Origin of the sequence: Cohnella hashimotonis, from assembly GCF_030014955.1 — a bacterium.
In the GTDB taxonomy this organism is placed as follows: domain Bacteria; phylum Bacillota; class Bacilli; order Paenibacillales; family Paenibacillaceae; genus Cohnella; species Cohnella hashimotonis.
This window is the reverse complement of record NZ_JAGRPV010000001.1, coordinates 7,099,829-7,114,039: the sequence shown is the minus strand read 5'-3', so window position 1 is coordinate 7,114,039 and position 14,211 is coordinate 7,099,829. Positions and strand designations below refer to the sequence as shown.

General features: G+C 61.8%; 10 protein-coding genes and 1 riboswitch. Of the genes, 6 read left to right on the top strand and 4 right to left on the bottom strand.

The genetic code is table 11. The features are described from left to right. The first annotated feature begins 3 nt into the window (after window positions 1-3). A complete protein-coding gene (locus KB449_RS28340) occupies window positions 4-1,125 on the top strand; it encodes a DUF58 domain-containing protein (RefSeq protein WP_282911558.1) in 1,122 nt (373 codons plus the stop codon). Continuing rightward, the gene (locus KB449_RS28335) at window positions 1,122-2,423 is read left to right on the top strand and encodes a hypothetical protein (RefSeq protein WP_282911557.1); all 1,302 of its coding nucleotides are present in this window, start codon (window positions 1,122-1,124) and stop codon (window positions 2,421-2,423) included. The genes KB449_RS28340 and KB449_RS28335 overlap by 4 nt, the downstream gene beginning before the upstream one ends. Before the next feature lie 184 nt (window positions 2,424-2,607). Here KB449_RS28335 and KB449_RS28330 read toward each other — a convergent pair whose 3' ends face one another. The 3 genes from KB449_RS28330 to KB449_RS28320 form a co-directional block, all read right to left on the bottom strand. Beyond that, a complete protein-coding gene (locus tag KB449_RS28330) occupies window positions 2,608-3,075 on the bottom strand; it encodes a C40 family peptidase (protein ID WP_282911556.1) in 468 nt (155 codons plus the stop codon). Window positions 3,076-3,080: 5 nt separating this feature from the next. Further along, a riboswitch (cyclic di-AMP (ydaO/yuaA leader) is annotated at window positions 3,081-3,224 on the bottom strand. Between the two features lie 336 nt (window positions 3,225-3,560). Then, complete coding sequence (locus KB449_RS28325) at window positions 3,561-4,379, bottom strand: hypothetical protein (protein ID WP_282911555.1); 819 nt, start codon at window positions 4,377-4,379, stop codon at window positions 3,561-3,563. A 16-nt stretch (window positions 4,380-4,395) separates the two neighbouring features. After that, on the bottom strand, window positions 4,396-6,546 hold the full coding sequence (locus tag KB449_RS28320) for a M1 family metallopeptidase (protein ID WP_282911554.1): 2,151 nt from the start codon (window positions 6,544-6,546) through the stop codon (window positions 4,396-4,398). 192 nt (window positions 6,547-6,738) lie between these two features. On the opposite strand from KB449_RS28320, the gene KB449_RS28315 reads away from it, so the two are divergent. Next, window positions 6,739-7,575, top strand: coding sequence for a hypothetical protein (locus KB449_RS28315; protein WP_282911553.1), 837 nt, complete (start codon window positions 6,739-6,741; stop codon window positions 7,573-7,575). Between the two features lie 206 nt (window positions 7,576-7,781). Further along, a complete protein-coding gene (locus tag KB449_RS28310; protein ID WP_282911552.1) occupies window positions 7,782-8,297 on the top strand; it encodes a YwhD family protein in 516 nt (171 codons plus the stop codon). Window positions 8,298-8,486: 189 nt separating this feature from the next. Here KB449_RS28310 and KB449_RS28305 read toward each other — a convergent pair whose 3' ends face one another. Next, entirely contained in the window at window positions 8,487-10,586 is a 2,100-nt protein-coding gene (locus KB449_RS28305) for a transglycosylase domain-containing protein (RefSeq protein ID WP_282912926.1), read from the bottom strand. A gap of 259 nt (window positions 10,587-10,845) precedes the next feature. Between KB449_RS28305 and speE the strand changes: the two genes are divergently transcribed. Together speE and KB449_RS28295 are read left to right on the top strand one after the other, a co-directional pair. Beyond that, window positions 10,846-11,673 (top strand): polyamine aminopropyltransferase, encoded by an 828-nt coding sequence (speE, locus tag KB449_RS28300; protein ID WP_282912925.1) that lies wholly within the window; start codon window positions 10,846-10,848, stop codon window positions 11,671-11,673. Window positions 11,674-11,864: 191 nt separating this feature from the next. Then, window positions 11,865-14,090, top strand: a complete 2,226-nt coding sequence (locus KB449_RS28295) for a methyl-accepting chemotaxis protein (RefSeq protein WP_282911551.1) — start codon at window positions 11,865-11,867, stop codon at window positions 14,088-14,090. Window positions 14,091-14,211 lie beyond the last annotated feature (121 nt).

Genomic DNA, 14,211 nt, shown 5'->3' with positions numbered 1-14,211 from the left:
GACATGCCGATCATCAAATTGCTTGTCGTCGCTGCCGTCCTCGCCATGGTGCAGCGGATGCTGTTCAGCTGGCTCGGGCTGCGCAAGATCCGGTACGAACGAAAGTTCAGCGTTGCTCGGGCGTTTGCGGGAGACAAGATCTGGATGGAAGAGCGGCTGGTCAATGCCAAATGGCTGCCGCTCCCGTGGCTGCGGGCGGAGACGCAGATGCCTGCCGCGCTAAGATTCGGCAAGGAGGCGTCGGATCTTGCGGTGAGCGTCGGGCAGACGCTGCAAAACCATGCGAGCTTGTTCACGCTGGGCCCTTACACGAAGCTCGTTCGTCGTCATGAGGTGACCTGCCTGCAGCGGGGACGGTACCGGATTCAGACGCTGACGATTACGCACGGGGATCTCTTGGGCATGACGAGCGGCGCGCTGCAAGTCGAGTCGGACTGTGCGGTCGCCGTATACCCGAGGCTGCTCGGCGCCAGGGAGCTGCCTCGCGCGGCCCGCGAATGGATGCAGAGCGCGCTTAGCTCGCCGGACGCCTTCCGCGAGGATCACTACCATACGGCGGGCGTGAGAGCCTACCGCGGCGGCGACGCCATGAAGCAGGTGAACTGGAACGCCACCGCCAAATCCGGCGAATTGCTCGTCAATCGCAGGGAGACGATGGTCGGCGGGGACGTCACCGTGCTGCTCAACGCCGAGCTCGCCGACGCTTCGACGAACAGGCGGCTCCCGAGCGAGCAGTTCGAGGAGGCGGTCAGCATCGCGGCATCCGTCGCCAAGCAGACGCTCGATGGCGGGGGCAGGGCGGGTCTGATCTTCAACGGCCGCGTACGGGGCGACGAGTCGGTCCCCCTGCGAATCGAGCCTGCTCGAGGCCGCAGCCAATTGTACGCAATACTCGAAGCGACGACCGGCTTCGAGCCCGTCGTCCGGCTGGAGCTCGGCTATCTGCTCGGCCAGTTGATCCAGGAACGGATGCGCGGGGCGAATCTGATGCTCGTCACCGCCTTCCTGACGCCCAAGCAGGAGCAGGCGGTGCGGCAGCTGCGACAGGCGGGCAACCGGGTAGAGGTCATGCTGCTTTATAAGGAAAGGCAAACATCAAGTCAAGCCGCAGGAGGGACGCCATGAAGCTCTCGCTCCGAAGTCTGGCTGACGCGCTGGCCGTCTACCCGCTCCTTCTGATCCTCCACGAGCAAGCCGGTCTCGCTTTCCCGACGGTCGGCTGGCTCGCCCTCGCTTGGCTAAGCGCCGCGGTCGGACGAGCACTGCCCTCTGTGCTGCGCGGCAAGCTGCCGGCGTCGCTCGTCCACTTAGCGCTCATCGCGGCATTTATCGCCGCTGCGAGCGCAGCAGACTGGCGGCTGCTCTGGCTCGTGCTGCCGCTCGGCGTCTTGTCTTGGATCGCCCGCTTCGACTGGACGCGCAGCGTGCGCTGCTTCGTCGCGGTCGGCCTCCACGCGATTGTCCTCGCCGCGGCATCGCCGCTCGGCATTGCGGACGGCGCGAAGCCGCTTCTGCTCGCCGCGGGCATCGTCTGGCTGGCGGCCGCGCTGTACGATCAGCAGGCGAAGTCGCTCGCCGAAGCCGGTCTTCACGCCGGCCTCGTCACGAGACGGCTCGCCGCGGCCGGCAAGCGATATCTCGCGCTGTGGGGCGTCGTCGTCGCGCTCGTCTTTCTCCCGTTCGCGGGACTTCCGATCTGGCCGCAGGTCCTTCGGCTCATACGCTGGCTGCTCTCGCTCGTCCCTGCGGGCGAGCCTGCCCCCGAGCAGACGCCACAGCCGGAGCCGTCCGTGCAGCCGCCGGCATTCCCGCAGCAAGAGGGAGGCTCGGGCCGGCTGTGGGTATGGCTCGAGTATGCGCTTTATGTCGTACTCGCCCTGCTGGCGCTTGCCGTCGTATATCGCCTGGCGCGACGATATTTGCTCAATGCAGTCTGGTGGCGGCGCATAGCGGATCGTATGAAGTCGTGGTACGGCAGGCTGCTTGCGGGGCGGCGCGCGGCCGAGACGGATCTCGGCTACACCGAAGAGCGCGAGAGCTTGCTTCAGGGGGAGAAGCTGCTGAGCAGACTATTCTCGCGAAACAGGGCAAAGCCGAGGCGTTCGCTCCGGCGCGAGGACTGGGCGGAGATGTCCGCGGAAGACCGGGTCAGAAGCCTGTATGCCGCGCTGCTCGCCGATGCGGTCAGGGAAGGATACGTTCACCGGGAATCGCTCACGCCGTCGGAGACGATCGGCGCCATCGAAAAGTGGCGCGAATTAAATCAAGCTCCGCAGTCTCGCGCTTCGGAGACCGCGTCCCGAGGGTGGCTGGCGAGGATGTCACGCCCGCTCGGCGAGCTGTACGGCAGAGCCCGCTACGGCGGCCGGGTGAAGCCGGAGGAAGCCGATCGCCTCGGCGCAGAGTTTCCCTGGAAAAGATGACGAAAAAACGGGATCCGGCACGCAGCGCCGAATCCCGTTTTTTCGTCATCTTTTTAGGCTGAACCTGTTTCGAAATCTTAGCCGTAAGGGTACAACCTAAGTAACCTCTCCATTCACTCCAAGCAGCAGCAAAGACCCGCTTTAGGGGCGGGTCTTTGCCTAAGCCATTCCACTTCAACCGAGTTTACACGTGGTCGATCGCCACGGACGTGTAAGTGTCGGAGTCCATTACGCGGCGGGCGCCGATATAGCGCTTCGCGTAATACTTTTCATCCAGATCCGAGATCGTGACACCCTTGGAAGCCGAGTGCGCAAACTTGTTGTCGCCGACATAGATGCCTACGTGGGACACGCCTTCGCCGCTCGTATTAAAGAATACGAGGTCTCCCGGACGAAGATCGTCGCGAGCAACCTTGTCGCCCATGGCGTATTGACCCTTGGACGAGTGAGGCAGCTTGACGTCGAACTTCTTGAATACATAAGCCGTGAATCCGGAGCAATCGAAGCCGCTGGTCGTCGTGCCGCCGTAATCGTAATCGATGCCGATCAGCTTGGAGACGGTCGAGTCGAGCTTGGAAGCTGCGGATGCGCTGCCCATCTGGAAAGCCAGGAGGCAGGTTAAAGCAAGTAAGAGGACTGTAACTTTGCGCAAAACAAGAAGCTCCTTCCAAGTGCCTACGAGGTTAGCTGGAGGGTTCGGTTGAAGGTTCCCTATGGCTTCTGCGCGAGGCAAAGCCAATTCACCCGGTAAAGACTGGTTCCCCCGTTTCCCAGTGCGCGGGAATTCGGCAGTTTTCGCACCTTAGCTTTAGAAATTCGATTTTTAGGCCCCAACTCCTGCTCCTTCAAGATTAGAATTCCTTAATGTCCCAAACAAAAAGGAATATGCTGGCGACGTCTCAAAACCCAAGCGTGGCAAGGGATTGGGGCTGTACGCCGTCGAGCGGCCAAGCCTATGAATAAATGAGAAAGATTAAGAGGGCGCAAGTCTTCGACACGGCTGCAGTCGCAAGAGTATGATCGTAGTCTATGCCGCCCTCTCGACCGATATTAATAGCCTGCGAAAAAAAAAGAGACGGCGCGCCGTTCATCATCCGATGAACGGCGCGCCGTCTCTTCCTGTTTCTAAGCGTTGTTTCAAGCTTCTTCGCGCTGCCACAAGCGATGCTGGCAAGCCGCCGTCCAGAGCGAGATCATGGACCGGACGAAGTGGAAGGCCTGGTTAAGCGCGATCGCGAGCAAGCCGGTCCAGATCAGCGTGGCGCCGGATACGGCGGCTGAACCGAGGAGGGAGAGCAGCGGCAGCAGGAGCGTCACGCCGAGCAGGGGGAGCAGGCGGCTAATCGAGCGAAGCGCACCCTGCCAGGGGCTGATCCCGGCGGCGGCGCTGAACTGCATGAACAAAAAGGGGAGGTGCACCGCCAGCATCCAGAGCGCCCAGCCCGCGGCGTAAGGAAGCATCTGTCCAAGCCAGGACGCGGCATTGGGCATTTCCATGTAGGCGCTCCGGCCGAACGGAATCAGCCAGATCGCAGGCGCCAAGGCGATCAGCTTCTCGGCGCCGTAGAGCAGCGACACTTTTTTCCATGCACGCCGGATGCCCTTGAGCACTTGGGTGCCGTCCTGCTCCTCCGCATGGGCGAAGGAGTAATAAAGTCCCGCGTTCAGCACGGGCGTGATCAGCATGCGAAGGAGGAGCATGCAGCCCAGCAGGATCAGCGTATGATCGGCGAGATCCGTCTTGAGCAGACGGAACTGGGCCTCGATCGCAAAAAGCTGCTTGGCTGCCGCGCCGAGCGGATGTTCGTCCGGATACCGGGTCAGAATCGGCGCCACGACCGAGTCGATGAACCGGTAGAGGAAAAATCCCCACAGCAGGCGGTAAAGGAACAAGGCGACGAGCACGTATTTGTGCCGCTTGGTCGTCTCCCAGCCTTTTCGGATCGCGTCGTTCATGTCGCTTCCTCCTCCTTCACCAGGCCATGCTGCCGACGATCGCGTCGATCAGCTGTCCCAGCGTTACGTCAAGCTTGGTCCGCTTGCGCGCTGGCGCCTCGGCCTTCAGATAGTTGTCGTAACGGCTGTGATCGAGCACGATATCGAGCATCGGATCGACCGCCACGTAAGACAGCGGCGACGCCGACTGCAGCCGGATCTGGATGTGGCTCTGAATGCCGTCCCACGTCTTGCGGACGGTTTTGCCGTCTTTGAAGCCGAACTGCACCGTCGCCGCCTGCGGGCTGCCCTGGGTCCTGGTGAGCAGGACGATGGACTGATAGCCGCCCTCGCCGTCCGGCTCCGTGCGGATGGAGGCAACCGCGAAGTCGGCCGACTCACCCCGGTACACATAAGCGTGGAAGAAGTCCTTCCAGTCATCCTTGGTAACGGCCTCGACCACCCGCTGGAAGCTTTGGCTGTCGGGATGCTTAAAGCGGTATTTTTGAAAATAAGTCCGCATGATTTTCGACATCGTTTTTTCCCCGGTCTTGGCCTCGATCGCCTTGAGCACGAGTTTGCCGCGCATATATACGTTTTCCGCATAGGCATCCGACCCGCCGTAATCCCATGCGTCGAGCTTGAGCGGCATCGGGTTCGTCATGTAGAGGGACTCGATCGGCGTGCGGGCCGAGACGCCATAAATGGCGGCCATCAGCTTATCCTCGGTGTAGGAGGTGAAGGCTTCGTCCAGCCAGGCTTCCTCGAATTCATTGGAAGCCACGATGCCATACCAATATTGATGCGCGATCTCGTGCACAAGCGTACGTTCGAGCTCGTAGCCCGGATTGTCGTCCTTCGCCGCCGCGCCGGTGACGAGCGTCGGGTATTCCATGCCGCCCGCGCCTTCCGCATCGGCAGGCGGGACGACGATGGAGAGCGTCGTGTACGGATAGTCGCCGTACCATTCGCCGAGCTTGGCCAGCGCGGATTTGGCCGCATGCATGTAGCGCTCCTCCTGCTTGGCGTGCAGCGGGTCCAGGTACAGCTTGATCCGCACGCCGGGTACGCCGGCCGAGGAGAAGGAATCCTCCGCGGTCACAAAGTCGGGAGAGGCGGACCAGGAGAAATCGTGAACGTCTTCCGCGTAAAATTGATACGTTTTGCGTCCGTCCTTAACGACGGGCTGCTTGTATTGAAAGCCGGTCGCCGCCACGGTTCGGTCCTCGGGCACGTCGATCTTGACGCCGTATACGCCGAAGTCCGAGTAGAATTCCGAGTTGCCGTGGTATTGATGGAGGTTCCAGCCCTCCGCGGTGCGTCCGCGCACGCCTGTCGTCTCGTAGGCGGCGACCTTCGGGAACCATTGGCCCGCCATGACGAAGTCCCCCGCCTGTCCCATGCGGGCGAATACCTGCGGCAGCTCGACGGTGAACTTCATGCGGACGGTGACGGTCTGCCCCGGCGCGACGGCCTTCGGCAGGCGGAAGGAGGCTAGCGTCCGGTCCTGCGCGTTGCCGTCGTCCGGCTGGACGTAGCGAAGGCGCGGCAGCAGCGTCTCGCCGTCCTCGGTCGTCAGCTCGCTCAGTTCCATGGCGCCGTCCTTGCCCGGCGTCATCTTCACGCCGCGAAGCTGGCCGTTCGACTCCTTCAGGAACGTACTGCCTGGCGAAAATGCGTTCGGATACAAATGCAGGTAAAGATCCGTCACGGGCTTGCGTCCGGGATTTTTCCAAGTCAACGTCTCGGAGCCTTCCAATCGACCGCCGTCCAGGAGCTTGACCGAGATGTCGTAGTCGACGATCCGGTTGCTGAGCGCGACGGACGGCTGGGGCGCCGGAATCGGAGACGACGGAGCTTGCGGCGCCGCTGCCGCGTTGTGCTGCTCGCCGGAAACGTCCGAAGCGCCGGGAGCGTCGGAAGCACCGGAAACGTCGGAAGTGCCGGGAGCGTCGGAAGCGTGTGCGTCGGCAGGCGTTCCGGCATCATCGGCAGCCGCATTGACGTCAGGGGCTCCGGCCGACGCGCCGGGATCCCGGGAGGTAGCCGTGAGCGGGTCCTGTGCGGCATAGGCGGGCAGGGTGAACTGAGATTGCCAGGCGGCATCGAATCCGAAGCTGGCCGAGCTCAGCAGCACGGCGGCGGAGACGGCGAGCGCGGCGATACGATAAATGGGGCGTTGGGGCATGCGGTAACCCTCCCGTTGACAAGCATCTAGCAGATGTATATGTGGGTTGTCCGCAGATTATATCTTTGTCCCAAACAATTGAAATTCGCACGCTCCGGCAAGCGTAAGGCTGCGTATCGAGAGGACAAGCCGGTCTATCGGGTTGCCTCTCCACATAGAATGGGTACAACTATATTAGAAGGAGGGATGGTCATGAACCCCATTCATCGCACGCTCCGCTTGATCGCGGCAGGCACGGCTGCCGCCGCGTTCGCGGGAATCCCATCCATAGCTCTTGCCGGGCCTCCCTTGGCCGGTCGTGCGTCCGACGGCGGAACGCTGCCGATCGCGCGCACGGAAATCGTATATACGAATCGCGATCCCGAGTTGGCCGAGGCGCTGAATCTTCGGGAAGGGATCGATGTCGAGGCCGATCTCGACGAAGCGGGAAGTCCGGTCAGGTGGCGCGTATTGACGGACGGCGCGCTCCGCTTCGCCTTCATGCAAGCGGCCGAGATCGATTATTTAAAGAAGCCCGAGGTCAAGTTCGAGGATGTGACCGGCGACGGCGTGCCGGAGCTGCTCATCTACCGCAAGGCGGCAAAGGTCGAGGCGGGAACGGGGCTTAGCATCTACGACGGCGCGGATGGCTTCAGATTATTGTTCGATGTGACGGACCCGGCTTTTACGATCGCAGACCTGGCGCAGCGCTATGAGTTGAAGGGGATCGCAGGCGGAGGCGTCAAGCTGACCGATCCGGCGAGCGGGCTGAGCGGCGTCATCCCTGGCGTTCCCGCCAAGGGAGCGACTGTGGACCCGGTGACTTCTTATGTGATTTCCCCTGGGAAAATCGTTGCGGCGCAGCGCGTTTCGGCAGTGAAATCGGACGGTGAGCGTTCGGCGATCGGCTGGCTGAGAACCGCTTATACGTATCGATACGGCGCATTCGTGCCCGAACTCGAGACGCTCGCGGACGCGAGCGGCAAGCAGGTCGCGCAGAAGGACTTGCTCGCATCCGAAGGACCGACGACGCCGGACGACGATATTTAAAATATGGAAGCCGCTTGCCGCGGAAGATGCGGCGGGCGGTTTTTTTCGTGCGGCGTGGTTTGTTCCGCCTCCTGCCTCTCATCAAGACCAACCGCAACTAACGCGCTCCTTCCACAAGGCGGTTCCGGAGGCAGCGGCGCCGCGTGATGCTTTTTATGCCGCTTTTCGATAAAATAGGGGTTAGCGAAGAGGATGGAGGATGAGTCGTGGATACGAATGCGAACGAGCAGCAGCCCAAGCCGGAAAAAAAGAAGCTGGCGCTGAATGTAGTGAGCAGTAAAGAACATAAAGGCTTTGGCGCCGGGGCCATCGACCTCAGCCAGGTATCGCCCGTCATCATCGACGGCGGCGAGGCCTATATCGATGTAGGCGCGATGCATGCGAAGAGCAAGGTAGAGAAGGGCATCAAGTTCTCGCCGGAAAAGGAGAACGTCCCGAACGGCCGCCAGGTGTGGATCGTATGGGTGGCCGTCGACCGCGACGAGCGGGGCAGCTTCTACGGCGGCGCTTCGGCGTGCGAGATGCTGATCGATACCGAAGCGCGCCGCGGCTGGAAGCTGCTGGCCGAGCACGTGAACCGGATGGACCGCGCGCTCAAGCGCAAGTTCCTGCTCGAGGAGCTGGGCGATGAAGACAAGGCGGCGCTCCGCCGGCTGCTGCAATCGCACAACTACGAGTGGTGGGACCGCTCCCCCGAGGAGCTGAAGGACCAGTTGGCTTAAGCGTCGTTGTGCGGCATAAAAAAGACTGCCTGTTCGCCGGGGATTTCCCGCGCGAGCGTAGGCAGTCTTTTTGGTTAAGCCTCCTACCCAAATGGTCGCCCCATGCGCGAAATAACGATGTGGCAGCGTCTTATGTGCCGAAATGGTCGCCCCATGCGCGAAATAGCGATGTGCACGCGTCTTAACGCGTCAGCTCTTCCACCAACCGCGTATTTTGCGCCACAGCGACTTCGGTCCGCCGCCGTCCTTGTTCTTTGCCTCGGGATCCTGTCCGCAGATGCCGGTCGGCTCCGTGCCGGCCAGAAACGCCGCATGCACGCGCGCCGGGCAAGCGACGGACGCGAGCAGCCCCGATGCGGGATCGATGTCCGTCGAGACGACGCCCTCCGGCATCGCAAATGCGTGCGGCTCCACGCCGGCCAGCGCGGCCTCCGTAAACTCCGCGAAGATAGGGGCTGCCCGGTGCGCTTCGCTGGAGGTGATGGCCCGTCCTTTGTCGTAGCCGACCCAGACGGACGTGACCAGGTCCGGCGTGTAGCCGACGAACCAGGCGTCCGAGCTCGTCGTGCCCGACTTGCCGGCCGTCGGCCGGTGCAGCAGATGGGCGACGCGCCGTGCGGTGCCGCCGGGCTCGAACACGCTGCCCAGCAGATCGGTCAGCACGTAAGATAGCGCGGGGGACACGACCTGCTCCGACTTCGGGCTCGCTTCGTACAAGGTGTGCCCGGCGCTGTCGGCGATGCGCAGGATCGCCGTGGTCTCCCGCTTCACGCCGCCGGCGGCGAACACGGCATAAGCCGAGGCCATCTCGTACGGGCTCACCGGAAACGTCCCGAGCGCGAGGGACGGCACGGCGTCCATCTTAGCGGCGATCCCGAGCTTGCGCGCCATCGCGATGACGGTGTCGGGACCGGTCTTCATGAGCGTCTGAACCGCAAAAATATTGTCCGACGTGCCGATGGCCTGCCGCAGCCCGATGTCTGCGCCGAAGTAGCGGTCGTTGTAGTTGCTCGGCCGGTACACTTTGCGGTAGTCGTCGTAATAGAAGACGGTCGGCTCGCTGCGGAAGGTCGTCGCGGCGGTGACGGCACGGCTCTCGAGCGCGGCCGCATAGACGACCGCCTTGAACGAGGAGCCCGGCTGGCGCGTGGCCGCGAAAACGCGGTTGTACGGATTGTCCACGTAATGACGGCCGCCGACCATCGCCTTGATGTACCCCGTCGCGGGATCGATCGAGACGAGGGCGGCCTGCAGCTGGCTGTTCTTGGGCATCTGCTTCTCGACGGCCGCTTCCGCCTCGCGCTGCATCCGGCTGTCGAGCGTCGTATAAATTTGCAGGCCGCCCTCGTTCAACAGCCGCTCCTCGATGCCGAGCTTGCTGGCCGCCAGCTTTCGCACGTAATCCGTGAAGTACGGGGCGCTCTGTCCGCGGTTGTCCGGCATCGGCCGGACGACGATCTTTTCGGCGAGCGCCTGTCGCCGCTGCTGCGCATCGATCGCGCCGCTGTCCTCCATCGACTGCAGCACGATGCGCTGCCTTTGGAGCGCCTGCGGCAGCCGCGTATACGGCGAATAATAACGCGGTCCCTTCGGAATGCCGGCGAGCAGGGAACTCTCCGCCAAGGTAAGCGAGGCGGCCGGCTTGCCGAAGTAAAGCTGTGCCGCCGCCTCGGCCCCATAAACGCCGTTGCCGTAATAGATTTGATTCAGATACATCTCAAGAATCTTGTCCTTGCTGTATTTGCGCTCCAGCATCGCCGCGTACCAGGCTTCCTTGGCTTTGCGGGTCCAGGTGCGCTCGTGGCTCAAATACAGGTTGCGGGCGAGCTGCTGCGTCAGCGTGCTGGCCCCCTGTTCGCGGGACAGATGGCGCGCGTCCACCCAGGCGGCTCTCGCAAGTCCGCGCAGATCGACGCCCGAATGCGAGTAAAACCGGCGATCCTCCACCGCGAGCGTCGCCTTCGTCAGCCAGGGCGAGATATCGCGCAGCGCCACCGTCCGCCGGTTGACGCCGCCCTGCAGGGAGGACAGCACCTGCCCGTTCATGTCGAGTATGCGGGTCGACTGGGGGAGCTCGGCCATCGGCAGACTGCCGAACCGGAGTGCCAGCTCGGCTGCGGCGACGGCGCCCGCGAGCAGCAGCAGGGCGACGCCGAGCGCCATCCGCCAGCCGAGTCTGCGCCTCTTGCCGCCGCCTGCCCGCTCCGGACGTTCCGGGCGCGGTGGCGCCTCCGCGCGCACGGGCGCGCCTCCTGCTTCCCGGCCTGCCGCCCTTCTTTCCGAGTGCATATCCAACTCGAATCCTCCTTTGCGCCGTATGCGAACGATGCGGGCTTTGCGCCGAGCGATTCTTTTCATCATCCGACAATCGTCTGACACAGGTCGACGTTTAACGTTACATTCCGAACACACTCACCCCTTATTATGGAAAAGACGGCTTTCGCTTATTCCAGACCCGTCCAAATCCGCATTGCTTTTTGCGCACGATCCCCTATAATACAACTTGTTTAGTCGAATCCGACAGGAAAGAAGGGATCCCATGTCCTCCATGGAATTGTGGTACACCGAAAAGCAAACCGAAAACTTCGGCATCACGGCGAAGATCAAGCAAACATACGTGCACGAGCAAACCGATTTTCAAGAACTGGCGATGATCGAGACGGAAGAGTGGGGCAACATGCTGGTACTGGACGGCATGGTTATGACGACCGTCAAGGACGAGTTCGTATACCACGAGATGGTTGCGCATCCCGCGCTGTTCACGCATCCTAACCCGGAGCAGGTGCTGGTCGTCGGCGGCGGCGACGGCGGCGTCATCCGCGAAGTGCTGAAGCATCCGAAGGTGAAAAAGGCGGTCCTCGTCGACATCGACGGCAAAGTCATCGAATATTCCAAGCAATACCTGCCATCGATCGCAGGCAAGCTCGAAGATCCGCGGGTCGACGTGCAGGTGAACGACGGCTTCAAGCATATTCTCGATCATAAAAACACGTACGACGTCATCCTGGCGGATACGACCGAGCCGGTCGGCCCCGCGGCGCATTTGTTCACGCGCGGCTTCTATCAGGGCATCTACGAGTCGCTGAAGGAAGAGGGGCTGTTCGTCGCCCAGACGGACAACCCTTGGTTCAAGGCGGAACTGATCCAAAGCGTAAACCGCGACGTGAAGGAAGTGTTCCCGATCGTGCGCGTGTTCACGGCGAATATCCCGACGTACCCGAGCGGCCTGTGGACGTTCACGATGGGCAGCAAAAAGCACGATCCGCTCCAGGTCGACGCTTCCCAGCTGCCGGAGCTCGACACGAAGTATTACACGCCTCGCCTGCATCACGCAGCCTTCGCGCTGCCGAAGTTCGTCGAGGATCTGACCAAGTAATTTGACAATAATTATGCAGAATGAGCCCAACTTCTTAAGAAGTTGGGTTTTTTTCATTCGCTGAATCGTGAATACGTTATAAAGACTAACATTATTTAATAAAATGGAAGGAAACATTCGGAAATATGAGGAAATTTGTCATCCTAAATGTTATTATTACTTACATAATAAATATAAATGGGGTGGGCGGCATGTTCGACTGGCTCGGCTTTAAAAAAGGACTTCCGTTATGGTGGTCGTACAGGCTCAACAAACGGCTGAAGCGGGATATCGAAGAAATTTTCGAAGGCATTGCCGAGACGCGGATGCAGCTCCTGAAGGATTGGACGACGGACTATTGGCGTCATCTGGACCGGCTGCTGGAGCAGCTTCGATCGCAAGGCGGCGATACGATGCCGGTCGGCAGCGAGGCCGCCCGCGAAGCGATGGAAAAGCTGATCGGCTCGGCGTACACGCGCGCAATCGATTTTACGGAGATTTTTCTGACCGATGCCGCAGGGACGGTCGTTTATTCGACGCACCTGCCTCATGAGGGGCGGACTTACGAGAGCGGCGCCGGGTTTGCGGCGGGCATGGATTATGCGAAAGGCGGCGGCGCCGGCGCCCGTCCCTGTCTGTTCGGTCCTTACCCCGACCCGATGACGGCGGAGATCGGGGCCCGCTCGTCCGCGTTTCACGACAAGATGACTCTGCTCTTCATTTTGCCGTTCACGGAAAACGGCAAGTGGCAGGGCGCGTTGTGCGGAAGAGTGCCGAACGACGTCATCGGGGACCTCATCCAGCGCGAATCCGGTCATGTCTACCCCGACTCCGGAGACAACTATTTGTTCATGGCGAAGCCCTCTCTTAACACGCACATTGCGCCGGGCACCGCGCTGTCGCGCAGCCGGTTCGAAGACAGGACCTTTACCCATGGCGAAAATCTGAAGGACGGCGTCACCACCGACTGGGGCGTCGTGTCCGTCAAGGAGCATACCGAGCTCGAGCTTGTGTTCACCGATCCGGCCACCGGGCAGCTGCATCCGGGCGTCGCCAGCACGATCCGCAACGGCAGCAACCTGTTCGTCGAATTTCCCGGCTATTCGGATTACCGCCACATTCCCGTTATCGGCAAAGGGGTGACCTTCGAGCTTCCGCATTGTCCGGACCGCTGGGGCATGATGTGCGAGGGCGATCTGGAGGAAGTATACCGGATTCGCAGCGTATCGGTTCGGCTCGCGAAGCCGCTGTGGTTGGGCGTTGTCGCGTTTGCCGCCGTATCGGCCGCGCTCGTCGGATTTCTCGCATCGGAGGTTTCGCCTGCATGGACCGCCGTCTGCGAGCTGGCGCTGTCTTTGGTAGCCGGATGGGCAGGCATCGCGCTGGTGTCGCGCAGGAGCGACCGGCGCGTGTCCGAGCCGCTGCGCAGCCTGAGCAAGTTCATCCGGATCAACGCCGAAGGCAAAGGCGACCTGACGCAGCGGATTCGAACGGCAGATTACGACGACGACGAGATCCGCGACCTGGCGAAATGGATCAACAACATGATCGACTCGCTCGAGGGCATCATGCTTCAGGTGCGCCTTGCCGCATCCGACGTATCCAGCAGCCAGCGGCTCATGTACGAGACCGCCGCTTCCACGGCCGGCTCGACCGAGCGGGTCAGCGAGCGCATTCACGACATGATCCGCAGTCTCCGCAGGCAGCTGAAGGATATCGACGTCGCCAAGGACGTGGCCGGCGAGATGCGGGAGACGCTGGCCATGCTCGAACGAAAGGCTGCGGTGCAGATTGAAGTCGCGCAAGGCGAGGTCGGGCGGATCGGCGGCAAAATGTCGCAAATCTCGGACAGCGTCGCGCAAACGAACGGCACGATCCGGTTGTTTATGGATACGGCAGGAGAGATTCGCAGCGTGCTTGCCGTCATCGAGGAAATCTCTGCCCAGACCAATCTGCTCGCGCTGAATGCCTCCATCGAGGCGGCGCGCGTCGGCGAGCACGGGCGCGGCTTCGCCGTCGTCGCCGGCGAGATCCGCAAGCTGGCCGATTCGACGCGGCGATCGACGGAAGAGGTCAACGCCATCGTGGCCAAGATATACGACCACGCGAAGCTGGCCTCCGCCTCGATGGAAGAAGGCACCCGCGTGGTCGAGGAAGGCACGGAGCTCGTCGCCGTCGCTTCCCAAACGCTCGCTGCCGCCAAGTCGGAGGAAGCCATGAAGACGCAGGTCGTAGACGAAGTCGTCGCCTTGATGGAAAAGATCGCCGACGTCAGCAAGGAGAACCGCGCCATCTCGGCCGAGGTCGAGACCAAGGTGCAGGCGCTGCTCGGCGAGATCGTGGGCGTCCGGCATACGTCGCACAGCGTCGAGGGCATCACCGCCTTCCTGCGGCAGCTGGTGGGACAGTTCCAATTGACGGAGACGCGGGTCCGTTAAGGGAATTAGATTCGGTTTGGCATGCAAAAGCCCGGGCGGAAGCGTCGTAAGACGCTTTGCGTTCCGGGCTTTTTCGTTGGAGCTACGCAGAGGGGACGGAGGGGGAGCGTGCGTTAAGGCG